The organism is Singulisphaera acidiphila DSM 18658, assembly GCF_000242455.2.
Taxonomy (GTDB): Bacteria; Planctomycetota; Planctomycetia; order Isosphaerales; family Isosphaeraceae; genus Singulisphaera; species Singulisphaera acidiphila.
On record NC_019892.1, the window covers coordinates 1736321 to 1760208 of the forward strand.

The 23888-nt window shown below is 62.1% G+C and carries 18 protein-coding genes and 1 pseudogene; 11 read left to right on the top strand and 8 right to left on the bottom strand.

From position 1 onward, the window contains the following. Positions 1-342 precede the first annotated feature (342 nt). From SINAC_RS06765 to SINAC_RS06775, 3 genes are all read left to right on the top strand, one after another. Complete coding sequence (locus tag SINAC_RS06765) at positions 343-636, top strand: hypothetical protein (RefSeq protein WP_015244938.1); 294 nt, start codon at positions 343-345, stop codon at positions 634-636. Between the two features lie 324 nt (positions 637-960). Then, positions 961-2178, top strand: coding sequence for a diadenylate cyclase (locus SINAC_RS06770; protein ID WP_015244939.1), 1218 nt, complete (start codon positions 961-963; stop codon positions 2176-2178). Positions 2179-2362: 184 nt separating this feature from the next. Beyond that, complete coding sequence (locus SINAC_RS06775) at positions 2363-2752, top strand: BlaI/MecI/CopY family transcriptional regulator (protein WP_015244940.1); 390 nt, start codon at positions 2363-2365, stop codon at positions 2750-2752. Between the two features lie 437 nt (positions 2753-3189). On the opposite strand, the gene SINAC_RS41500 is transcribed toward SINAC_RS06775, so the two are convergent. The 5 genes and pseudogenes from SINAC_RS41500 to SINAC_RS06795 all read right to left on the bottom strand — a co-directional run bounded on the left by SINAC_RS41500 (position 3190) and on the right by SINAC_RS06795 (position 9606). Continuing rightward, positions 3190-3597 (bottom strand): nucleotidyl transferase AbiEii/AbiGii toxin family protein, encoded by a 408-nt coding sequence (locus SINAC_RS41500; RefSeq protein ID WP_020465783.1) that lies wholly within the window; start codon positions 3595-3597, stop codon positions 3190-3192. Positions 3598-3722: 125 nt separating this feature from the next. Continuing rightward, positions 3723-4172: pseudogene (locus SINAC_RS41790) on the bottom strand (nucleotidyl transferase AbiEii/AbiGii toxin family protein); the annotation flags it as partial. Then, complete coding sequence (locus SINAC_RS06785) at positions 4142-4891, bottom strand: DUF6088 family protein (RefSeq protein WP_015244942.1); 750 nt, start codon at positions 4889-4891, stop codon at positions 4142-4144. The gene SINAC_RS06785 and the pseudogene SINAC_RS41790, both read right to left, overlap by 31 nt. Positions 4892-5093: 202 nt before the next feature. Then, positions 5094-8006: a M1 family aminopeptidase gene (locus SINAC_RS06790; RefSeq protein WP_244884933.1), complete on the bottom strand. Its 2913-nt coding sequence runs from the start codon at positions 8004-8006 to the stop codon at positions 5094-5096. A 319-nt stretch (positions 8007-8325) separates the two neighbouring features. Continuing rightward, complete coding sequence (locus tag SINAC_RS06795; protein ID WP_015244944.1) at positions 8326-9606, bottom strand: beta-ketoacyl-[acyl-carrier-protein] synthase family protein; 1281 nt, start codon at positions 9604-9606, stop codon at positions 8326-8328. 612 nt (positions 9607-10218) lie between these two features. Here SINAC_RS06795 and SINAC_RS06800 point away from each other — a divergent pair. Then, complete coding sequence (locus SINAC_RS06800; RefSeq protein WP_015244945.1) at positions 10219-11415, top strand: pyridoxal phosphate-dependent aminotransferase; 1197 nt, start codon at positions 10219-10221, stop codon at positions 11413-11415. Between the two features lie 190 nt (positions 11416-11605). Beyond that, on the top strand, positions 11606-12763 hold the full coding sequence (locus SINAC_RS06805) for a hypothetical protein (protein WP_015244946.1): 1158 nt from the start codon (positions 11606-11608) through the stop codon (positions 12761-12763). A 100-nt stretch (positions 12764-12863) separates the two neighbouring features. Here SINAC_RS06805 and SINAC_RS06810 read toward each other — a convergent pair whose 3' ends face one another. Next, positions 12864-13442, bottom strand: a complete 579-nt coding sequence (locus SINAC_RS06810; protein ID WP_015244947.1) for an RNA polymerase sigma factor — start codon at positions 13440-13442, stop codon at positions 12864-12866. A 338-nt stretch (positions 13443-13780) separates the two neighbouring features. Between SINAC_RS06810 and SINAC_RS06815 the strand changes: the two genes are divergently transcribed. The 3 genes from SINAC_RS06815 (at position 13781) to SINAC_RS06825 (ending at position 16205) form a co-directional block, all read left to right on the top strand. Next, positions 13781-14248: a response regulator gene (locus SINAC_RS06815; RefSeq protein WP_015244948.1), complete on the top strand. Its 468-nt coding sequence runs from the start codon at positions 13781-13783 to the stop codon at positions 14246-14248. Between the two features lie 145 nt (positions 14249-14393). Further along, a complete protein-coding gene (locus SINAC_RS06820) occupies positions 14394-15587 on the top strand; it encodes a class I SAM-dependent rRNA methyltransferase (protein ID WP_015244949.1) in 1194 nt (397 codons plus the stop codon). A gap of 327 nt (positions 15588-15914) precedes the next feature. Next, on the top strand, positions 15915-16205 hold the full coding sequence (locus SINAC_RS06825; protein WP_015244950.1) for a hypothetical protein: 291 nt from the start codon (positions 15915-15917) through the stop codon (positions 16203-16205). A 440-nt stretch (positions 16206-16645) separates the two neighbouring features. Here SINAC_RS06825 and SINAC_RS06835 read toward each other — a convergent pair whose 3' ends face one another. Both SINAC_RS06835 and SINAC_RS06840 read right to left on the bottom strand, forming a co-directional pair. After that, positions 16646-18433: a M56 family metallopeptidase gene (locus SINAC_RS06835; RefSeq protein WP_015244951.1), complete on the bottom strand. Its 1788-nt coding sequence runs from the start codon at positions 18431-18433 to the stop codon at positions 16646-16648. Positions 18434-18447: 14 nt separating this feature from the next. Beyond that, a complete protein-coding gene (locus SINAC_RS06840; RefSeq protein WP_015244952.1) occupies positions 18448-18855 on the bottom strand; it encodes a BlaI/MecI/CopY family transcriptional regulator in 408 nt (135 codons plus the stop codon). 231 nt (positions 18856-19086) lie between these two features. On the opposite strand from SINAC_RS06840, the gene SINAC_RS06845 reads away from it, so the two are divergent. The 3 genes from SINAC_RS06845 to SINAC_RS06855 all read left to right on the top strand — a co-directional run bounded on the left by SINAC_RS06845 (position 19087) and on the right by SINAC_RS06855 (position 23398). Beyond that, complete coding sequence (locus SINAC_RS06845; protein ID WP_015244953.1) at positions 19087-20487, top strand: DUF1501 domain-containing protein; 1401 nt, start codon at positions 19087-19089, stop codon at positions 20485-20487. Between the two features lie 143 nt (positions 20488-20630). After that, the gene (locus tag SINAC_RS06850) at positions 20631-23075 is read left to right on the top strand and encodes a glycosyltransferase family protein (protein ID WP_015244954.1); all 2445 of its coding nucleotides are present in this window, start codon (positions 20631-20633) and stop codon (positions 23073-23075) included. A 14-nt stretch (positions 23076-23089) separates the two neighbouring features. Beyond that, positions 23090-23398, top strand: coding sequence for a hypothetical protein (locus SINAC_RS06855; RefSeq protein ID WP_015244955.1), 309 nt, complete (start codon positions 23090-23092; stop codon positions 23396-23398). The last annotated feature ends 490 nt before the right edge of the window (positions 23399-23888 follow it).

A 23888-nucleotide genomic window follows, 5' to 3' on the forward strand; every position in this document is an offset into this window, starting at 1 on the left:
AGTTGAACCCGCCCCCTCCCCCGGTCGTCTTTCTGACACTTCTCTAGAAGAGTTGTGGCCTGCGTTCATAACGCGTCATTCAAGAGGCCGCCTCTTTTCACCGGGTCGATCCGTGACCTTGCGTTGTTGAACCGGTGAATGCCGTGGGTGATGACCGCTTTCGCTCTCGCCTCTCGATCCCTCGCGGCGCGGTTCGTCGAGGACCGTTCGCTGAGTCGGTTCGGATGGCCCAAGAAACCACGACATGGACTGCTCTGCTTCCGTCTCGAAGTTGACAGTCGACACGATCAAGATCCGCATCGATGGACCGCGATGAATCACCGCTGATTAGGGAGATCGTGCATGCTCTATACCACCACGTCGTCTGACTGTCAGGTCGACCGAATCAGGCTCTTTCCTAGCCCCGAGGCGGCTATTGGGGCCGACACCCGCGCGTCGTGCACGGTTCATGGGGTTGCCGTCATCCTCGATCGCGGCGATCACCGTCTGATCCCGCTGTGGACCGACCCGCAAGTCTTCGATTCGGCGTGGACGGCCCCCGCCGAACTGCTCGCGGATCGGTCGATCATCGCCCGTTGTCCGATCCCCGCTCCTCTGTTCGTCCATGATCTGGACGTGTTGGCGCAGGCCGTTTAACGGCCGGTCCGTTCGACCCCCTCGCGATTCCAGTGAGACGCGGGGGCAATCGGGGCTCCCCCTCCTGCTCTTCCCGCCTTTTGCGGTCGGCTCGACCGCCGCTCGCCACGACAATTCCGAGGTCGTTTGGGGAGAGGGCATATGGGGTGGATTGGCCGCTCTTGCGACATCGTGCGGCTTGAGTTTGGTCGACCAGGGTCCTATATAATTGGAAGAGGAATCGACGATTCCAAAACGTTGGATCGCCCGCGCCCACCTTTTTTGGTTGTCCAACAGCATTGCCGTTCGGAGTGAGAGTCTGGATCTTGGCCGTTGGAGGCCCTCTTGACCACCTTCGACTGGTCCGTCCTTCGCTCCGCCGTGGCGATCGAATCCGCTGAGATCGTCGACATCGCGGTGGCATCCGTACTGATTTACGGGGTGCTTCGCCTGCTGCGGACGACAGCGAACCGAATGCCGCTGCTGGGCGCGGGCCTTATGGTCGGCACCTACTTCATCGCCCGAGTTTTCGGGCTTTTCTTGACCGAGATGCTTCTCCGCACCGCGGGCCTGGTGTTGTTCGTCGTTTTCGCCATCGCGTTTCAGGAGGACATCCGGCGTGCGGTTCTGCGCTGGAGGCACTGGCGTCCCTATCGCACTCCGAATCGATCTCGGCTCGCGAGCGATGACGTAGATCCGCTGGTCGACTTCGCTTTCCAGTGCGCGGAGCAACGCATTGGGTTATTGATCGTGCTCCAAGGCCGTGAGTCGTTGGACCACAGCGTGATGGGAGGGATCGAACTGCTCGCACCCATCAAAACGATCTTGATGCAGAGCATTTTCGATCCTCATTCTCCAGGCCATGACGGAGCGGTCGTGATACGCGACGGCCGGATCGTGCGGATCTGCGCGCAGCTTCCGCTTTCGGAAAACTTCGAAGAGGCGAAGCTGCACGGGACGAGGCATAGCGCCGGTCTCGGACTCTCGGAGCGAACCGACGCCTTGGTCTTGATCGTCTCCGAGGAGCGAGGCATCGTTAGCATCGCGCATGACGGGCATCTGGTCGAGATCGCGTCGGCCGCCGATTTGAAGCTGCGCCTGGGGTCGTTTCTTGCCGATACGGGGCCGGCCACCCACCGCCCCCGGTTGGCGAAGCGCCTTTTGCGACATTCCGGACTGAAGGTCGCCTCGGTGGCCATCGCCGCCCTGGGATGGTTCCTGTTCGCTCGGCAGGGCAACACGATTGAGCAGACCTTCGTCGTGCCGATCGAGTACCGGAACATACCCGCCAACCTTTGCCTGGAAGATCGCCCCCCCGCCGAGGCGAAATTGACCCTCTCCGGACCCGACCCGGCGTTCGCGCTCCTCTCGCCCAGCTCCTTGCGCGTTCGGATCGAGCTCGGCGGGTATCACGCCGGCATGGTGGATATTCACTTGACCGAACAAGATTGTGTTCATCCGCCTGATCTCAGTGTCTATCGGATTGAGCCGAAAGTCCTCCGCTTTCACCTTGTCCCCTGCCGATCCCATCCGGGCGAGAAGGTGGCGGTTTTCGTCCGTTGACCCTCCTCAAGGCGCATCGCTGCATCCCCTTTTCATCATGGGCAGGGATGCGCGTTGACACCTTTCCCTTCGGTAATCTTTTCTCGTGGGGACTTGCGTCCCGGCTTAGCTGGGTGTAATGTTTGGCCTGTCGTCTAGATGTTTAGACGATAGGCTGATTGTTTCACCCATGGGGAGCACGCCCATGAGCGGAGAGCTCTCGGAACCGCTGACTCCGGCTGAGTGGAAGGTCATGAAGGTCGTCTGGAGGCGCAAGGAGTGTGCCGCCCGCGACGTGTATGAGGAGACGCGACGGACCTACGACTGGGCCCCTTCGACGGCCAAGTCGGTGTTGCGGCGGTTGGTCGACAAGGGGTATCTGACGACCACCCAGGTGGGGAACTGCTACGTCTATCGGCCCGCCTCCTCGGCCTTGCAGGCCCTCCTGGGGGTCGCCGACGCGTTACTCGAGACGGTCCTGGAAGGGACCACCGGCGTTGTGCTGACGCACCTTGTGAAGAACAGTCGGCTCTCGGCCGACGAACTGGCCGACCTCCGTGCTTTGCTTGACAACCAGACTCCGGAGGAGGGCTGAATCATGCGATCCGTCGAGTCCCTCAATGCCTTGAGCGTCCTCTGGGCCAATGCCATGACGCGGAGCCTGGTCGACGCTTCGTTGATCCTGGCGGTTGTCCTTTTGGTCTGGTATCCGCTTCGTCGGCGGATTTCGAGCCAGATGGCGTACGGCCTGTTCCTTCTCGTGTTGTTGAAGGCGGCCTTTCCCGTACCGGTGCATCTCCCTGCCCATGCCGACGTCGCACCCCACGAGGGGCATGGGTCGTCTCCAACTGGTAAGCGGCTGCCTCGGTTTTTGTCTCACGGGTTGGGTACAACCCCCATGCCACCTTCGCGACTACCTTCGAGAACGAGGCTCTACTTTTATCTCTCAACTTCGAGAGAAATTTCCTGTCGCCTTCGATCATCCGAAAGCCTATACGGCAGAGCAAAAATTTGATTTTGTAGGCATTTAATTTAAATAAGATCCTTTAGTGTACTGAAGCACTCCTCGATTTTTTCCCAACTCGGGTGGTCGCCGAAGCAGAGGAGTTGGCACTGTCGCTTGTATTCCCCCGAGACCATGGTCCGAAGCTCGCCGGTCGGGAAGAGAGCGGCACTTTGATTGAAACGCATACCTTCGGGTGGGATGTAGTGCTTCGGGAAGTGAGTTCGGCTCACCCGATCGTAATCGAGGCGTAGCTGCTCGTACTCTTCCGAACGCAACATTGCTGGTACTTCTGCGCGTTGAGCGAGCATGTAGAGATCGTAGTAATGCCTGGCATAGGTGCCGAGCGGCTTGCCGTCCTTGAGATACTGTTCGATCTTCCCGTGAATGGTGAAGAGCTTTTCGACGAAGGTTCGGCGGAAGTGGAGGAGTGACATTGTGAAAGTGGACTCATCCTCTGCACCGAGCGAGATCCCGGTCTCCCGGAGGAAACGGGCGGCATAGATTCGAGAGCGATCAACTCCGTGGGTTGCCGGCCGCTCCCGGTTCCGACCTCGACGAGCACTCTGTTACGTAGCGCTCCGGGGAAGAGTTGGAAATAGGAGAAATAGTCATTACGACCGATGCCGCCAAACCGTTTGCTCTCCTCAGGAACGAAGGTCAGGCCCGGGTGTGCGTCCACGACCTCCTTGAGCCTTGCGAGCTCGCGGTCGATCGGTCTTTTACCGAGCTTCGGGGTGAAGGCCTCTGGATCGAGGAAGATGTCGATGTCTTCGGAGAACCGCTGGATCAGTCCCCATCCCTTGGAGCGGCTTGTTCCGCCCTTGAAGATGACCTTCGAATTGTAGGCTGTGGCAAGTAGCCGTAACGCTTCGGTGACGAAATAATCCTTCTCGATCGCGCCGGGAGTGAGCCCCACAGAGCCGAGGTGCTCTGCTGCACTGAGAATCAACTGCTCGAAGTCTTCATGCTCGAAGAGTCTCACCCGGACCTCCGACCTTTTGCGTGCCATACCCGTGCTGCCTTGAGCACCGACAGCGGCCCGAAATCGAACCGCGAGAGTGGATTGAGGCTCGACCGGAGCGATTCGAGCGTTGCCTTGCCCATGCCGAGTTCCTCACCGAGAGCGCCAAGCATCGCACGGACGCGAGGCGGCTCGGAGTTTGCCACCTCCATAAGCCGCTCGAACCGCCCATCCTCTTTGAGGAGTTCGAGAAGCCTTTGAACCGTCTCCCTCGGGGAAAGCTCACTCGTCTCGGCCCGGCGTCGAATGAGGTCGAGCAACGCTGCATCTCGGTCCGTGAGCCTGCGCCAGGCCTCGGGACGTCGAGTATGGATCAATGCCGTCCGGCCTACCTTCGCTCGCGGCAGGCTTCCCTGGATCGTTGCGAGTTCCTCACGCGCGGGGACCTGCGTGCTGAAGCCCAGAAGGTTGGCTGCCGTCAGGCCGGCCGGGAACACCGAGTGGTCCCGCGCTGCGATGCTCCGAAGTAGTCGCGGATTGGGCCGACTTGTCCCGAAAGGCGTCTGACGTGGCTTGTAGTAGAGGCCTTTCCCGATCCGCTGGATCTCCCCCCGACGAGTAAGGCGCGAAAGTGTCTGGGTTACGGCGGGAAATGGCAGCCCCTGGAAGTCCTGGACCGTCCATATCCTCTCCCCCCCCGCCTCAATCGCGCGGCGAACTCGATCAGCAGCGCTCGCCGCAGCGCGGTATTTTTCGTCGGTGGCCATAACATCAGGATCGCTCTCACACCTCATGAAGTCAAGTTTTATTGCCATTAAACTTGACTTAGAGTGCTCTATCGTTGGTTTAAATCAAGACTTACGGCATGTCGGGGTGATCCTAGGCTTCGACCGCACCTGATACCGATTTGCGCACCGCGATCCCCCAGAGGCAAGCGAAGCTGTGGCTTGAGTTAGAGCCGCGTGCTCACTAAAAGACTTGGTTCAGTCCAAACCAGAGGACGGGACTGCGGCCCGGGCCGACGCCGACGGGCTGGGCGATGTCGATGCGCAGGCTGGCGCGTTCGAGGAAGGCGAAGAGGATCGCGTCGACTCGGATGCCAACGCCCACGCCGTGGACGACGGGGTTCCATTCGCCTCTGAGGTAAGACTGGCCGACGTCGTAGAAGACGGCTCCCAGCAGGTTGCGGACGCTCAGGATGTGGTCCACCAGGTCCTGGTCGATGTCACGCCAGATGGGGAAGCGCCACTCGAAAGTGGAGAGCCAGACGGAGCTGCCGATGTCCTGGCTGAGGTCGAGTGCGCGGAGGCGGCGGCCGCCGCCGAGGCGGAACAAGGGGACCGTGTCGGGGCCGCCGTAACCGCCGTAGACGCGGACGGCGATTCGGCTCTTCGAGGGCTCGCCCGACCAGGTCGGGATCGGGCGGACGACCCCGAATTCGCCGGCGATCCGCACGTAGGTTGCGGCCGAGCCGAACGAGCGATCGCCGTACTCGGCTGTTGCGTCGATCTCGAACCCTTGGACGGGGTCCCAGTAGGGGAAGAGTGTGCTCAGGCGGTAGCGGCCTCCCACGGCGTTGAGCTTGCCGTTGACCGGCCGGCCGTCATCGCCTTGCCAGAACTCGTTGCCGGTGCCGAAGTAGAGCTCCGCAAACCCTTGGTCGTCGATCAGGAAGCTTGACGTCTCCAGGAACCGATAGCGCAGGAAGGCGCGGCCGCCTGAATGCCGCTTGTCGTTGTAGAAGTTATACAGCCCTTCTTCGTAGAAGACGCCCAGCGACCAGTGGGGCCAGGGGAACTGCACCAAGGCGAACTGGCCGCCGAAGATCGCTTCGCGGAGCGCGGGCTCGGCACCGGCCCAGACGGTCGCCTGCCAGCGGTTGACGCGCTGGGCGCCGATCTTGAAACCGCCACGGGCGTACTGGTCAATGAACGGCCCGGCGACGATCGAGGTGCGGTCGTAGGACTGGAACTGGGACGACTCGTCGAGCGGGGTCATGAAGGGGGTGAACCGCCAGGCGATCTCCGGTTTCCAGCGGTTGTTATCGGGGACCGAGTCGAGCAGCGCATGGTCGGGATCGACGATCACCTGGGAGGGGGCGGAGGGCGCCTGCACGGTTACGACCCAGCGATCCTCCTTGGGGACGTGGGCGACGTGAGCCCCTGGGATGTCGTAGCTCCCTCGGTCAGGCCAGATCGGCACGCGAATTTCGTCCGGACCGCAGCGGCAGAGCACGACCGTCGGCTCGATCATCTCGCCGCTTTGCTTGAGCTCGACCGTCACGGAGCGCACGCCGGTGTTGTTGTCGGACGCGGCGTCGACTTTGACGTGCTCCACGGCCCAGTCTGTGTCTTTATGTTCAACCAGCCAGCCATCGAGAAACTGGTTCCAGTCGAAGCTGGGGTCGAAGGCGGTGAGCTCGCGTTTCAGGTCGGCGTAGTGGAAGGTCTCGAAGGCGTATTCGTGGTAAATCTTCCGGAAGAAGGCGAAGAACCGCTCGTCGCCGAGCCGGTTCTTGATCATCTCGATCACCTTGCCGCCTCGGTCGTAGGCCAGGCTGAACAAGGCGTTCAGGTTGCCCATCGACTTGATATCCTGGATCACCGGGCCGTTGTTGCCTCGGGCACGCCAGCCGTAGTAGCCCGACAGCCGCAAGTCTTCCCGGCCGATCGTGGGGAGCCAGGTCAGGCCCTTTCCCCAGTTGATCAACGGGGCGTTCCGGCCGTACTTCTCGTCGAGGCGGATCGCCGTGAAGGCGTTGACGAGCCCTTCATCCATGAACGTTTCGGCATATCCGTCAGTGCCGACGACGTTCCAGAACCACTGGTGGCAGGTTTCATGGGTCACGAGGTGGTCGATGTAGCGCTCGCCCGAGGAGGGGACCCGCATGACCCGGTCGTCGAGCAGGACCAGGCCCGAACACTCGTTGCCGTTCCAGCCGAAAAAGGACGGGGCGATCTCGAATTCGTCATCGAAGTAAGGGCCGAACCAGCGCTCGTAGAGCGGGAGGACCTCGGCGGCGTACTCGAGGACCTTCTCGGCGTTGGCCTTGTGCTCGGGCAATGAGACGACCCGCAGTAAGGTGGGGCCGACCTGTTGCTCGCGGACCTCGAACCGGTCGGAGCAGACGAGGGCGAAGTCACGCGCGGGGCTGGCCACGATCGTCGAGACTTGTCGGCCGGGAGCCCCTGGTTTGCGGTCGGTGATCCGGCCCGAGGAGGCGATCACCTGCCCCTCGGGGGAGTCGAACCGGACGGTGTAGTGGCCCGCCTCCTGGTGCCAGGGCTGGTGCCATGGGACGTAAGGCGTTCGCTCCCAGCCTTGGTCATCGTGGTGGGCGAGGACCGGATACCAATTCAAGAGGTAGGTGAGACCGTGATGGTGTCCCCACCGTCCCCAGATGTCGGGGAGCTCAACGTTGAAGTCGATCTCGGCGACGATCATCTCCCCCGGCCCAACCGGTCGCGCCAGCGGGACGATCATGACCGTGTCGACGTCCGGATCGAACGTGAAGGGGGCCGACTGGCCACCGACCTGGACCCGGTCTATGTTGATGCGCCTTCCCTCGGCGTCCATCGACTCTTCGGGGCTGAGTCGGAGCACCTCCAGCGTCTTGGAGAGCGCTGGGCGGTCCTCCTCCTTCATCTTATAGCGAGGGTAGACGTGAAAGACCAATTCGCGAGTGGCCACGGCGCTTCGGTTGGTGAAGCGAACCCGCTCGCGAGCCGTCACCAGCTTCCGGCTGAGGTCCAGGCTCGCGTCGATCTCGTAGCGGGGCAAGCCGGCCGGGATCGTCAGCCGAGCGCGTTGAGTCGACGCACGGACAGGAACCTCACCCGCGGCAACGGGGCGTTCCGGCCATGGGAAGAGGCCGACGATCAAGCAGGCAGTCCATTGCCATCGGAAGCGCATGATGGGGGGAAAGCGCTCCTAAGAGATTCGGGGCGATGAGCGACAACGGGCGGCATGGTAGCCGATCGCGGCCAATCCGTCATCGCGATTGTGGTGAAACGTTGAGATAGGGGAAATCGTCGGAATGTCGATGAATACGCGGATCGGGGTGAGTGCGCGTTGTCTTGGGGAAGACGGCTCGTTTGTCGATGACGAGACGTGACCCGAGAGTTGTTCTACAAGTCGCAATGGCCGAGTCGGCGGGGGGAATGACGACCGGGCCGGCCTAAATTCTCGAAGGTCGACGACGTTAGAAGTGAGACATCACGAGAGAGGCGTTCTGGCCGCCGAATCCAAAGCTGTTGGAGATCGCCAGCCGCAACGGCGTTTCCCGCGCGGTGTTGGGGACGTAGTCGAGGTCACATTCCGGGTCGGGGGTCGCCTGGTTGATCGTGGGAGGGACGACCCCGCGTTGGAGCGACATGGCCGTTGCGGCGGCCTCGAGGGCGCCGGAGGCACCGATCAGGTGGCCGACCATCGACTTCTGGGAGCTCATCGGGATCGAGCCCGCACGATGGCCGAAGACGCGTTTGACGGCCACAGTCTCCGACAGGTCGTTGAGCCGGGTGCTGGTCCCGTGGGCGTTGATGTAGTCGATGGCGGAGTGGTCGACGCGGGCCTCGCGGAGTGCGGCCGTCATGGCAATCGCGGCCCCCCTCCCCTCCGGCTCCGGTCTTGTGATGCCGTAGGCGTCGAACGACGAGCCGTATCCCTTGATCTCGGCGTAGATCGTTGCCCCGCGCCGCTTGGCCTTGGTCAGGCTCTCGAGCATGAGCACTGCCGCCCCTTCGCCCAGGACGAAGCCGTCGCGCTCGCCGTCGAACGGCCGGGAAACCTCTGCGGGAGACCGAACCGACGCGCTGACCGTCTTCATCGCGTTGTAGGCCACCAGCAGTTGCGGGTCGAGTCGGCTATCGCAGCCGCCCGCGAGAATCACGTCGGCGTCGCCTCGTGCGATCAGGCGGAACGCTTCCCCTACGGCCTGGGTTCCCGCGGCGCAGGCCGTGACGATCGTGTTGTTCGGCCCCATCGCATGATGCAGGATCGAGATGTGCGAGGCGGCCATGTTGGGCAGATGCTGGAGCAACCAGAGCGGGAACATCGACTCGGCCCGGGCCTGGGCGAATTGGCCCATGTCGAACGAGCCGTCGGGACGGATCGAGCGTCGGATTGGCTCGACCAGCTCGCCCACGTCCATGGGGGTGATTCCCGTCCCCATGCAAACCCCAAATCGCGAGGGGTCGAGCTTTTTGTCATCCAGGCCGGAATCGGTCACGGCCAGGGCCGCCGCGCCCACCGCGAAGCGGACCGCGCGGCTCATTAACTTCGCACTCTTCTTGTGGTCGCCCAGGAAGGGCATCACATCGAAATTCTTGACTTCGCCTGCGATCTTGATCGCCAGACCGGTCGTGTCGAAACTCTCAATGTAGCTTACGCCGGATCGCCCCTCGACGATCGCCTCGCTGAATTCGCGACGACCGATCCCGTTGGGCGACACAATCCCGATGCCAGTGACCACCACGCGGTGCATGATCTCCCCCACCCCCAATGATTGCCAAGCCATTGGTGCCGAGGACGAAGCGCCCTTTTTTTAAAGCGCCACCATTCAAACACCCTCACCCGGCCCGTCCATTCCGTGTGAGAGCACCCTATTTCTTATCTTAAGGCGAGCCGATGCACTCACCAACTCGCATCAATTCGGGACATTACCGCCCAAATCAATCGCACCGAAGTTGATCGACCGCGCTACCTACCATTCCCGAGCGTATCCTTCTTCAATTCTCCGAAAAGATTCCGCTCAAAATGAATCGCTTGCCGTTCTCACTCATCTTATCATTCCGAAATCTCGGGGGGCAAAAGAAATGGCGGATTCAGGGTGGAGTTTGTCGATATTTCGGAATGTGCTGGCTAGGGAGTTTGGGTGCGTGAATGCGGTCCGAGGTTGGCGGGAACCTGTGGGCGGCTCGGTGTGTCTTGCGCCTGGCCGGCGCGCTCGAGTCAGGGCGTGACGGGGCTCCGATTCCGTGATAGGGTGGAAGCGGAATTTTGTTATGAGGGGGGAAGTCGAAGGCGATGAGCCTGGCTACCCGCGAGCCTGATCAGGCACCATGTCCGCATATTGATTTTCAGGAGAACTGGCGCGATGTCTCTGACACTGGCCGAACGGGTGAGTGCGATTGCCCCCTCGGCGACGCTGGCGATGGCCGGAGCGGCGAAGCGACTGAAGGCCGAGGGGGTCGACGTTTTCGACTTCGCGTTGGGCGAGCCTGACTTCAAGACGCCGGAGAACATTCAAGAGGCGGCCTTGAAGGCGATGCGCTCGGGCCAGACCCACTACACGCCCCCCTCGGGAATCCCCGAGCTTCGCCAGGCGTTGGCCAAGATGTATTCGGAGACCCGCGGTCTGCCGACGCAGGACGTGCAGGTCGTCGTCTCCAACGGTGCCAAGCACTCGATCCACAACGCGTTGATGGCGGTCTGCGGGCCGGGCGATGAGGTGATTATCCCCGCCCCCTACTGGGTCAGCTATGCCGACCTGGTCAAGCTGACGGGGGCCACGCCCGTGGTGCTCCAGACGACCGAGGCCAACGAGTTCAAGCTCACCCCCGAGCAGTTCCTGGCGGCCGTCACCCCGCGCACCAAGCTTTTGATGATCAACAGCCCGTCGAACCCGACGGGGGTCGTTTACACCCGAGCCGAGCTCGAAGCCCTGGCGGACGCGGTGCTGAAGTCGGACCAGGTGGGCGTGCTCTCCGACGAGATCTACGAGCAGCTCCTCTATGGCGATGCGGAAGCGACCTGCTTCGCGACGCTCCGGCCGGGGCTGGCCGATCGGACGATCACGATCTCGGGGGTCAGCAAGACCTACGCGATGACCGGCTGGCGGATTGGCTGGTCGATCGCGCCGACACCGGTGGCCAAGTTCATGGGGGACATTCAGAGCCAGGAGACGAGCAACCCCTGCTCGGTCAGCCAGTGGGCCGCGCTCGAGGCGATCACGGGGCCGCAGGATTCGGTCGTCGCGATGAAGTCGCAATTCACGAAGCGACGCGCGTACGTGCTTGAGCGGATCGCCGCCTTGCCGGACGTGACTTGCATTGCTCCCGGGGGGGCGTTCTACGCCTTCATGAACATTTCGGCCCACCTCGGTCGTACACTGGGGGGGAAGGTGATCGGGGATTCGACCGAGTTCTGCCTGACCGCGCTCTCGTCGGCCCATGTGGCGCTGGTGATGGGCTCGGCGTTTGGGGCTGAAGGGTACGCGAGATTGTCGTTCGCGACGGATTTGACCACGCTCGAACGTGGATTCGACGCCCTCGAGCGCTTTCTCCGTCATTGAGAAGGGTGGACTTGGTCGATCCATCAATCGGTGAAGTGAGATGGCGTGACAAGAAGAATCCGGCTTGCCCGGCGGGGGGGATTGGGGTAACCTCCCCCCTCCCGTCGCAAGGCCTATCATCCCCAACGCGATGCACCCCTCGAGAGACTGCCTTGTCGCCGGTCGACGTTCCGACCGGAAAGGACTCTGTATGAGGTATGCTCGGCCTGTCACTCTTGCGACTCTGTTGCTCGTCGTCCAAGCCGGTTGCCGGACTGCTGGCGTCGATAACCTTGCGCGCCAGGCTCCCGTCGCCGTCAAGCCGCAAATCGATGCCCAGACTCTCCTTACTGAGCACAACCGGAACGCCGAACGAATCGAGAAGATTTCGGCGCGGCCGTCGCTCACGGTCAGTACCGGGCGGCGGTCGGGGGGGGCGAATGGCTACCTCGCCTTGGAGCGTCCGCGCAACTTCCGGCTTGAAGTGAATTCGACGGCCGGCGCTGTGGCGGACATCGGGTCGAACGACGAGAAATTCTGGTTCTGGACCAAGGACAACCAGGAAAAGAAGGTCTTCTACTGCGACTACGACGAGTCGGGTAAGACGCCGCTCTCTCCCGCCACGCTCCAGCCTGAGTGGATTGTGGAGGCCCTGGGCCTTCGCGTCATCAGTGACAGTGAAGCTGCCGGTTGCAAGGTGACCCAAGGGAAGGAACCGGACACCCTGGTCCTGACCCACCGTCCGGTCCGTGCGGGGGGCGACACGGTCACTCGCGTGACGATCCTCTCGGCGTCAACTCACCGGGTTAAGGAGCATCAGCTCTTCGCGGGTGATGCAAAGACGCTGATTGCTCGGGCCGTTATTGAGGATTACCTGAAGGTTCCCGATGGGAGTCACCCTGACGAGACCGTCTACCTTCCCAAGAAGATGAAGCTCGAGTGGATGGCCGATCGGCACAATCCGCTCAACCTAGGCGTCAACTTTGCCCAGGGGTCGACCAAGGTCAACGAGGAGTTCCCTGCCGACAGGTACGCGGCCCTCTTCGTGGAAGATCCAAGGCAAGGCTACGAGCGTGAAAACCTGGCCGCAGGTATCAAGCCTCAGCAAAGTCAGGGGCCGACCACGCTTCGCGAGACGCTTCCCGCTCCGCCGACGGGGGTGAAGTTGGGTGTGCCCGAGCCCGCCCCGCTTGGAGTCGACGGGGCGATGCGTACCGAACTCGACCCGGTGGCGCTCTCGGCGACACGCACCTCGCTCCGAGACGACTTGCTCGGCCCTGCTCTGCCCACCGCTCCGGAACCGAGCTTCGCCAAGCCGGAAGTTTCGTCGGGGTGGAGGGCGTCGAACTCGAGCTTCGAGCGCTACTAAGAACGTCGTCATCAGTCAGCTGGGCGCAAAAAAATCGGGGAACATGCGAAACCAAGGCGAACGCCTGGTCGCATGCTCCCCGCCTTGGTTCCGTTTGCGATCAACCGGTTCGTTGCTCGGCCGTCCGCCGGAGACGCTTGCGCGCCTTGGCCAGGATGGGGCCGACGGAATTCTCGGGGATGCCGAGCTGTTTGCCGATCTGACGATAATTGAGATATTTCAAGTGATAGAGCCGGACGATCTCGGCGTCGCGCTCGGAAAGGGTTTCGAGCATGCGCTCGACCTCCTCTGCCGTGACGATGGCCTCGGCTTCGCCCGATGCGTCTTCGTCAACGCTGGACCGATGGGCTTGAATATGGCCCAGTTCGGCTTCACGATGACGCTTGATGACTTCTTTGACGCAAATGCGCCGCGCGACCACAGTCAAGTAGGTCGGGAGCGAACTCGCTCCTTTGAAACGGCGTAACGCGCCATAATCTTCGTCGACGATCTCGAGAAAGATCTCGGCGGCAATATCCTCGATGTCCGCCGGCGAAAGTACGATACTGCGAGCATGCGACACGTGATGAATCACGTGGTAAATGAGTCCCATGTACCGATCGACGAAATCATTCCACGCTCCGGGTTCCTTCCGGAGGCAGCGATCAATCAACTGTCGGTCGATCTCACGTAAGGGCACGGACGAGCCTCCTCGCACGGAGAGGGCGCATGTCGCGTCCCAAAGAGAGCCACTCTCTCAGGAGAGCAACGCGTTACTGGCAATTTTAGCACGTTCCTGCGACTCGGCAAGCGACAGTCGTCCGATATCAGCCATCATCCACACTCGTGGGTGAGGGAGTTCGCCCACAATTCCGGTTTCGGCGAGGGGCCACTCCGGTTAAAATCAGGCGGTTCACGAACGAACGCCGCCGCGACTCCGACTCGATTACCGTCCTGCTCAGTCTGCAAGACACATCCCTTTTTTTGATTTGAGGGATTTCGGGGCAGTTGGTCGGATGCTCCCCAGGAGACCCTGCCTTGGATCAGCCGAAAGGTCCCCCGAAAATCGTGATCGCCGACGACAACCTCCAGAACGTGGAGTTGCTCGAGGCTTACCTCAGTGATGTCGACTGCGAAATCCGGACCGCGTTCGACGGTGAGGACACCTTGCGCGTGGTCGCCGAGTTCCAACCCGACCTCCTGCTCCTCGACGTCATGATGCCGCGCCTCTCCGGCTTTGAAGTCTGTCGGAAACTCCGCGCCAACCCCGCCACCAAGGATCTCCTGATTCTGATGGTCACCGCGCTGAACGAGGCCTCCGACTTCGAACGCGGCGTCCAGGCGGGGACCGACGACTTCCTCACGAAACCGGTCAACAAGGTCGAGCTGTTGTGCCGGATCAAGAGTATGCTGAGAGTTCGGCATTTGAAGAATCAGCTCGATCGCACGCTGGCCTACCTCGCCGAATTCGAGGCGACCAGTCGTTCCCCGGAAGGCGAGCGGTGACGGAGAACCAGCCGCACGCTTCGACTCGCCGACGCCAAATACGTTCCGTACGAATCCTTTCCGCGATGAGCGATGATCGGTCAAGGGCGGTCCCTACTTCCATTGCCTCCTCGTTCCGACTTCTTTGCAGAGGACGATCCCAGAGATGGCCAGCCTTCCCCGAGTCATCGTCAAGCCGCGTCGAGCGCGCCCTTTCTTTGCGCGTCACCCTTGGTTGTTCGTGACCTCCATCGCCAGGGTCGAAGGCGAGCCGAAGCCGGGTTCCGAGGTGGAGGTCTTCAGTCACGAAGGCCAGTTCATCGCCCGGGGCCTCTTCAACCCCAACAGCGCCATCCGGGTCCGGCTCTACCGCTGGGACGGCGGGGCGCTCGACGATGAGTTCTGGGCGAAGACCGTCGCGGCGGCGGTCCGCCTGCGGCGCGAGATTCTCCACCTGGGAGGGCCGGGCGCTGGGTATCGTCTCATCGCGAGCGAATCCGACGGCCTCTCGGGCCTCACGGTCGACCGCTACGATCGTTGGCTCGTGGTCCAGTTCACGAGCCTCGCCCTCTTCGAACGCCGCGAGCTGCTGCTGGGCCTCCTCGCCCAGGAACCGGACATCGAGGGGATCCTGTCCCGACCCGATCGGACGACTGCTGAACAGGAAGGGATCCGCCCGCACGAGGACGTTTTCCACGGCACTCCGCCAGCGGCCCCGGTGGAGATCAGCGAGAACGGCCTGACCTTCTGGGTCGATCTGAAAGGGGGCCAGAAGACCGGTTTCTACCTCGATCAGCGCGAGAATCGCCGGGCCGTGGCCCAGTACTGCCAAGGCAAACGCGTCCTCGACCTCTTCACGTATACCGGTGCCTTTGCACTGAATGCCCTCAAACACGGCGGTGCGGAGTCGGTACTCGGCATCGATAGCTCCTCGACCGCGATCGAAGTGGCCCGCCATCACGCCGTGCTCAACCAGCTTGGTAAGGCGCGGTTCGAATCGGCCGACGTCTTCGACGCCCTCGAGACCATCCGAAGCGGTAGCGACCGATTCGGAGTCGTGATCTGCGACCCCCCCAAGTTTGCCCGCCACCCTCGTGGTGTCGAAGACGCCTTGAAGGGCTATCTCCGCCTGAATCGCGCCGCCCTCGACGTACTCGAGCCCGACGGGATACTCGTCACCTGCTCTTGCTCGGGACTCGTCGAACGCGGACTCTTCGCCGACCTCATCGGTCAACTCGCCGAGCTCTCGGGCCGGTCGATCCAGATCCTCGAGCAACGCGGCCAGGCCCCCGACCACCCGGTCTCGGCCTCCTGCCTGGAAACCGAATACTTGAAGTGCTTCGTCTGCCGGGTTTCCTAAGGGTGTGGGGATCACCACTGGGTTAACAACCGAGGTTAGGAGCGGGTTGAGTGGCGTGCGGAACTGTTTACGGCCACTCAACCTGCCTTCGGGTTTTCTCCTGTAACCCATTCATCGCTGTCTCGAACTTCGCCAGTCGTCTTCACTTACCTATGGTCCATCTTGGTGGGCCAACTATTTTAGGACAGCCGAGATCTCCCAGAAGTTGTCCACACGCTCTAAAATCGGTTTCCATTCAAAGGCTTTCTCTTCCGTTGTCAAAACGGACTGCTTTCGCTAGAATGGTGATGTTGTTGCTCGTTATAACTGGTGGTATGGAATGGCTTTATGACTACCGAAGCCGGTGTCTCCCTGACCAGTGAAGCGGCAATCCTATCCCGCCTGATTCGCCCGGAAGACGAAAACCTCACGGCTGACGCGGCCGAGAGCCTACTTCGAATCCGGTTTGAGAGTCGCGATCTTAACCGCATGCATGAGTTGGTTGCGCGGAATCAGGAGGATCGGCTCACCCCTGATGAGCGGGCTGAGATGGATAATTACCGTCGCGTTAGCTATCTGCTTGACCTGATGCACTCGAAGGCGCGCCAGTCATTGAAGAAACATCAGGCGGTCCGCTAGCCTAATGTCGACTCGCCTACCCCAATTCGTTCGCGAGCGTGCCGCCGGACAGATGCGGTGACGTTGCGGGAATCGCTGAGTGCCGAAGGGCTGTTGTGAATCTTTCTCGATGCTTTGGATGGGCTGGACTGCCGGTATCATAAGCGGCAGATCACGCGACCTGGACCTAGAGTCGCCCTCCTTCCTCCGGCTGAACCACCACGGCTTGGGAATGGCTAAAGCGATTTTCGTCCGGGTGGATCAGAGGCCACCCGGGCGTTGGGAATTTCTTCCAGGTGAGTGGGGAGCGGAGCGCTCCCTATCCTCAACTTGGCGATCGAAAAAAAGCAGGGAGCGGATCGCTCCGCTCCCTGTTCGTCCGGGATTGAGTTCAAGAAGTTGGCCGTCCGCCGATTGGGAATGGCCTCGGCCGGCATTTCACCGGCCGGGCCGCCCTGGTTTCACTTCCTGGAATCACCACGCTCGGTCTTGAGGTTCTTCACCTCATTGATGAGCTCATCCAGCTTCTTCTCGAGATCAGCGATCCGCCGATCCTTTTCTGAGGACAGGCTCGCGAGCTTATTTTCGAAGAGACGCCGGCCCTCTTCCTCGCTCTTTTTGAGCTGCTCTTTGTCCCGCACGATGAAAAGCTCTCGCTTAGGAGCCAGTCGAAGCTCGGTGTTGACTTTGATCTGATTCTCGTTCTTGTTGTCGGACGTGCCTTGAGATTCGCGACCAGAGTCATTCGACTTGGCTAGCTTGACTTTGAATTCTGTTCCGAGCTTAGCCAGTTGCGACTCGGCGCGGTGGAGCTGAGCCCGGGCTCTCTCGACCTCAGCCTTGGCCCTGGAAAGTTCCCGTTCGAGGTTGGCTTGGTGGTTTTCAGTGAAGTGAAATCGGATTTCTCTCGCCTCGGGGCGGTTCCCGGGGCTTTTTCGTTCATTGGGCTTGGCGTCGCGAAGCTCGAGAATCGTTTTGGCATCGCGGGTTTTGGCCTTAGAAGAGCGCTCCCCCTGCTCCTCCTTGGTGCCTTTCTCGTTCGGTTTGGTCGTGTCCTCCTTCTCAGCCGACTTGAGCCTGATGAGCTCACCGAGCTCACTGGCCAGCTTTCGCTTCAAGACGATCAGTTCGGAATCCTCGGATTCGTCCTCGGTATCTTGAACGAGGCGAGCCACTTCGGGTTCGGCTCGTTCCTCGTCGTCGGCCTTCTGGGCCCAGGTCGGCGACAACGGGAGGAGCAGGGCTGAGAGTCCGAACATCGTCAGCATGCCGGTCCAGCCAAGGCCGCGCGGCGTTTTCCCTTGCATGATCATGGTCACTCTCCGTTTCAAGTGGTGAGCATGACCGAACCCGCTGGCCGCCAAAGGCGCAGCACGCCCGGTCTCTGAGAGGAAATCCACGGTGTCCAACAACGTTTCCGCATACGCCCTGAGGGCGTCTGGACAGGTCCAGACCACCCAGGCGTCGCAGCACTGTTCCTCAGCCTCGCGGAGCGCCCAGCGGGCGATCCAGGCCAGGGGCAGCCACCAATAAAAGGCGGTGGCCAGGAGTTCGACGACGCGAACCCAATGGTCCTTCCGGCGGAGATGGGCGAGCTCGTGGACCAGCAACGTGATCCGTTGACGCTCATCGAGGCGGCCCCAGAGCTCGCTCGGTACGATCAGCTTGGCCTGGCAACCCAGCGCCCAGAGCATCGGGGCGGACGGCCCTGGGAACCACCAACTCGTCGGCGGCTGGACCAGCCCCATCTGCTTCGCCAGGCGTTCCACCTGATCCTGAACGTCGTCCGAGGTGGGTTCCACCAGCCTCAGCAGCCGATTCCATCGCCGAATTCGGAGGCCGGTCACGGCCAGCGTCGCGACGGAACCGGCCAGCCAGGTCATCGCCGCCCAACGGGTCCAATCCATCGACCCGAGCCAGGTGGGAGGATCGACAGTGATCGCGGCTCCCTCCTCGAGCGGTTCGGCGGCGTATTGGGCCTCGAGCCACTCCGCCGGGATCGTGTTAAGGGAGGTTTCGACTTTCAATTCCGAGACAGTTGGCTCCTGATTGACTAAGCGCGATACGCCGGGGACGGTCAGCGGAACCACCCAGAGCGGCGGGGTGACGAGCTTCAGGAGTACGAGTAACCAGAGCCCATGACGCACGGCGGGTCTGCGACGGAGAAAATACCCCGCTCCCGCGGCACCGAGTGCCAGGATCGTGGCCAGCAAGGCATTACCGAGGCCCGCTCGCAAGAACGTTTCCAAGGTCGCCTCCCCTTCTATTGGTGGTCGTTTGGCTCAGCGCTACGGTCGAGTCGTTCGATCAAGGACCGGAGATCGCTCCGCTCCTGCTCCGAAAGCCGCCCCCCTTGAACGAGGTGGCTCAAGAGCGGTGTCAAAGACCCACCGCAAAGCGTCTCGGCCACCGCCTGGAGCTTGCGCCCGATCAACTCGTCGCGATCCGTCGCGGCCCGAAAGACATGGACGCTCTCGCTCCGGTCACGGACCACATCCCCCTTGGTTTCCAGCCGGTCCAGCAGCTTCTGCACCGTGGCGTAGGTTGACGCCCCCCCCTCGCCATAAACGCGCTCGGCCAACTGCCGAATCGTCGCCGGGCCGTGTTCCCAGATCGCTTGCAGGATCGTCAGCTCCGCTTCAGTGACGTCCTTCGATGATTTCCTCGCCATCCGGCTCCTCCTCAAAGACAGAATGTCTGAGTGAAGGGTAAGACAATTAGTCTGAGGTGTCAAGTGGCTGCTGGGAGTCGATTCCAAAACGAAAAGGAGGGATCGCGTTGGGGACCCGGTTTTGATGAAAGTTGAAGAATTGCTGGATGGGGTTAGAAGAAGGGGCTACACTCTGGTGAGCCAGGGAGAGAACCGTCAGATCAAGCCCTCTGACGTTGGGGAGGTGAGGTGATGGACGAACGCGCTGGCGGGTTCGCACACGAGGTCAGCCATCGACAGGGTGTGAGTGGGTGGCGGCCGACCCAGACCGATTTGCTCGGGGCGGGGTCGACATCGCGTCGCTGGTTCATGAGGGCGGGGCTTTCCGGCATTGCCGGGCTCTCGGCTTCGCAGTTGTTTCAGCTTCGCGCGGAAGCGGCGATCGCGTCGAAGTCGGCCGCGAAGCCGAAGTCGGTGATCTTCTTCTGGCTGTCGGGGGGGCCGAGCCACCTCGACATGTGGGATCCCAAACCGGACGCGCCCAGCGAGGTTCGCGGCCCGTTCGGCTCGATCGCGACGAACGTGCCGGGGGTTCGGTTCTGCGAGCATCTCCCCCGTCAGGCTGCGATCATGGATAAGTTGACCGTGATCCGCTCGATGGATTGCTCGGCGAGCAACCACACGCCGATCACGATGCAGGCGGGGAATCCGCTGGCGCAGCGAACCGACGATAACCGCGAAGGGGGTGGGTATCCTTCCATGGGGTCGATCGTCGCGAAGCTGCGCGGCTCGAATGACCCGAACATGCCGGCGTTCGTCGGCCTGGCCGATAGCTGGAAGGCCGACGTCTGGGGCGCGGGGCATATGGGGGCGGCCTTCGAGCCGGTCAAGGGGAGTGAGCTCTCCGGTCGGTTTGAGCTTCCCAAAGGGGTGAACCTCGATCGTCTCGCGAGCCGTGAAGCCCTCCGCAAGCAGTTCGATCAGCTCCGGTCGGACGTGGATAGCAACTCGGCGATCGAGCATGTCGACCGCTACACGCGGCAGGCGATTGAGATGGTCTGCTCGGGCCAGGCGCAGCGTGCCTTCCAGCTCGACAAGGAAGACCCGAAACTGCGTGACGCGTACGGCCGTGACAGCCTGGGGACGAAGGCCCTCCTGGCGCGTCGGCTCGTCGAGGCGGGGGTCAGCTATGTCATGGTCAGCGGCGCCTGGGGCTATTTCGACCATCACGGCGACAACGTCGTCTGGAAAGGGATCGAGAAGGGCTTGAAGCCGCTCTTGCCCCGGGTCGACCAGACCCTGGCGACCCTGGTTGCCGACCTCGAGGGGCGCGGCCTGCTCGAGAGCACCTTGATCGTGATGATGGGCGAGTTCGGCCGGTCCCCTGTGCTCAATCGTGAGGCGGGCCGCGAGCACTGGACGCACGTGATGTCCATGGTCCTCGCCGGCGGTGGGCTTCGCCATGGCCAGGTCATCGGCGCAACCGACAGCAAGGGCTACGGCATCAACCAACGCAAGGTGACGCCGCAAGACCTGGCTGCTACGATCTTTACCTACCTTGGCATCGACCCTAACGCCTCCTGGGTCAATCCCCAAGGGAGGCCGATCCCGATCGTCGTCGAAGGGGGCCAGCCCATCGCGGAGCTCTTCTGATCGGACGGGTGAGCGTGGGATATGTCTGGCTTGGGGGGGAAGGCGAGCAGCTCGGCTTGTCGGAAATGGGTTGATCGGCTATTCCTTGATGTTGCGCACCATGGAGGATCGACTTCGAGGCGATGCAAGGAGGCATTGTACTTATGTCGCCGCGTCGCGAACTACTCGCCTTTTCCGCCGTGCTGGCTGCGCTGGTCGCCGGATTTTTCGCCGAATCTCTGTTTGGCGGCAAGGTCCTGAGCCCGGCCGACGTCCTGCTCGTCTCCGCCAGCTTTCGAGACAGCCGAGGTGCGAACTACGAGCCGGCCAACCGGCTGCTGATGGACCCGGTCCTTCAGTTTCAGCCTTGGATCGAGTTTAACCGCACGATGATTCGCCAGGGGCGGTTGCCGCTCTGGAACAGCCACGCCGGTTGCGGCGCTCCCCATCTCGCCAACGGGCAGAGTGCGGTGTTCGATCCGTTCCAGATTGTCGCCTACCTTGGCAGGCTCCCCGACGCCTACGGCTGGATGGCGGCGGCGCGGCTCTGGGTGGCGGGGCTCGGGATGTTCCTACTGGCCCGATCCTGGGGGTTCGGGCCGTGGGGACGTTGGTTTGCCGGCTTGGCGTTCCCGTTCTGCGGGTTCCTCGTCGTCTGGCTCCTCTACCCGGTGACCAACGTCGCGGTCTGGATGCCCTGGCTCTTCTGGGCGGGGGACCGGGTCCTCCGTCGGCCCACTGCGCGGGGGGTCGGCGTGCTCGGCATCGTGACCGGCCTGGTCCTCCTGGGCGGGCACGTTCAGACGAGTGCCCATGTCCTGCTTGCCGCCGGCCTCTACGTGCTCTGGCAGGCAGCGGTCACGGCGAGGCGGGCTGAGGTTGTTGAGGGGGCGGATCTCCCTTCCGGAGCGTCGGGGGAACCGAAGAGCAGTCGACGCGGCGTCGCCTGGTGGGCCGTGGGGGTGTCGCTTGGCATCATGCTCGCGGCGGTGGAAGTGGTTCCGCTCGGTTTCTACCTGACGCGGAGCCCGGTCTGGGAAGACCGGGAACGCGAGCGCGACTCTCCCTGGGTGGTCGCTCGCCCTCGCGTGCTCGGGGCGATCTGCACGGCCTTCCCCTACGCGTTCGGCAGCCAGCGGCGGGGCCAGCCGCACCTGGGCCGCGCCCTGGGGGTGGATAACCTCAATGAGACGGCCGGTGGGTTTGCTGGCCTTGCCACGCTGATCTGGCTTGCGCCATTGGCCTGGTCGACGCGGCGGTCGAACGCCCGGGTCCGGTTCCTCGCCGGTCTTGCCGTCGTTGGCGTCCTGGGGGCTTGCCGCCTGCCTCCGGTCGACAACCTGCTCCGCGCTCTGCCCGTGCTGGGGGTGACGGATAATCGCAGGTTGAGCCTCTGGGTGGCCTTCTCGCTGGTCCTGCTCGGGGGGATCGGGCTCGATCGTTTGCAGCAAGGGCAGAGGATGCCCTGGGCCTGGCTGGGGAGTTGGGTCGGCGTCGGCCTGGTCTGCTTGATCGGTTCGGCTGCTTTGGGGCGTCTCGAACCCTCATTGAAACAACGGGCGACCGACCATTATGTGAAGGCCGCTGCGGCGACTCCAGGCGCGGACCTGGCGGTCTATCGGGCGCGTGCCGAGCATCAGGTGAGGTCGACCCTGACGTTCGTTCCGCGCTACCTTGGGCTGGCCGGCGTTCATCTGCTCGTCCTGGCCGGTCTCGCGGAGGCGCTGCGGCGTCGGAGGGGATCGGGCTTGCTGATTCGCTCGGCCGTACTCGGCCTGACGCTGCTCGACCTGTTCGGATTCGGGTTCGGTTTGAACCCTGCGATCGCGCGAAGTGATGACCGGCCGGTCAGCCCGGTCATCGCCTACCTCCGCCGTGAGTTGTTGCCGACCGATCGGATCCTCGCCATCGGTGAAGAAATGCCCCCGAATGTGTTGATGCGTTATGGGCTCGACGACGCGCGCAATTACGACTCGGTTGAGCACGCGCGGAGCCTCACTTATTTTGCTCCACTGTACGAACCGGGGCCGAAGGCGCGGACCAGCCGGCGAGAGATTACGTGGAGCGGAGTCGTCCGCGCCCGCGATCGTCTCGAAGACGCGTCGGTTCAAGCGGTCGTCGGCCTGACCCCGCCCCCCGCTGGATCGTTTCGGCGGGTCGATCGCGTGGGCGACGTGTGGGTTGCCCGGCTTGAGAGCAGACCGTGGGTCCAGGCCGACTCGTCCGCCGCTCGGCTCGCTCTCGATCGCGCGCCGGGTCGAATCAGTGGCGAGTATGTATCTGATAAAAACTGCTGCATCATCATGCGGGAGATTTTTGATCCAGGGTGGCGGGCTGCCATTGATGGTCAACCTGTGAAAATTGAAGAATATCGAGAAGCGTTCATGAAAGTGTTAGTCCCGTCGGGCCGGCACCGGCTGGACGTTTGGTACGACCCGCCGGAGATTCGGTGGGCGATTGCGGCTTCCGTTTTCGCTCTCATTGCCGTGGTTTTCGCCTTGACGGTCCCCCAATGGTTCCGATCTACTCGAATTATGGCCGACGGGCTTGGACGGACCCAAGCCGCCGAGTTAGAATCGGATTTGTGCTCTTCACCAGCCAATTACTGAGGGATAAGACGCTGATGGTCCACTTCACGTGTGATCTCTGCGGTAAAGATCTGACTGCATGCGGAGACCCCCGTTATGTGGTCAAAATCGAGGCTTTCCCCGGCTTCGACCCCACCGAGATCACGGAGGATGACCTGGATGAGGACCCCATGGAGGCGGTCTCACAGATCTTGCAACGTGACGAGCAACTCAGTGCCGAGGAAACCTCGACACCCCTGCGCAAGGGCTTTCGATTTGACCTCTGCCCAGGTTGTCACGGTAAGTTCCTCAAGGATCCGCTCGGCAAAGAGTTTCTCCGCTCGTTCGACTTCAGTAAGAACTAACACGAGCGCTTGGGTTGATCGAATCTCGATCGACTTGGCGAGGTTGAGTGACACAGTGGACTTCAGGTGCGGCTCCGCCTGATCGCCGAATGGCCGGCCTCGATCGGATCCAGGCCGGTGATCGTCAGGGTTTGCTCCGGACTTGCCCCTCTCTCGCCCTCTCGACGGCTTAATGTGTCCAAGACGAGTCGGGACCTTCCGACCTTGGGAAGGCCTTGGCTTCGATTTCTGCTCTGACGCGACGTCTCGGCTTGGACGCAAACGGACAGGGAACTGACGCTCCCCGCTTGCCTTCTCATTGTTCAGGCGAGTGGGGAGCGTCAGTTCCCTGTCTTTTTTTTCAATGATCCGCCAATGGGCTAAAAACCAGCAGGAAGCGGGTGTTTCCGCAACAGGTTTGTCCGAAAAGAGTTACGTCGCAGCGTTGACGGTAAGCCATGACAGGGCAACGACTTGCAGTGTCCGCTCTTTTCCGTTGGTTTTTAGCCCA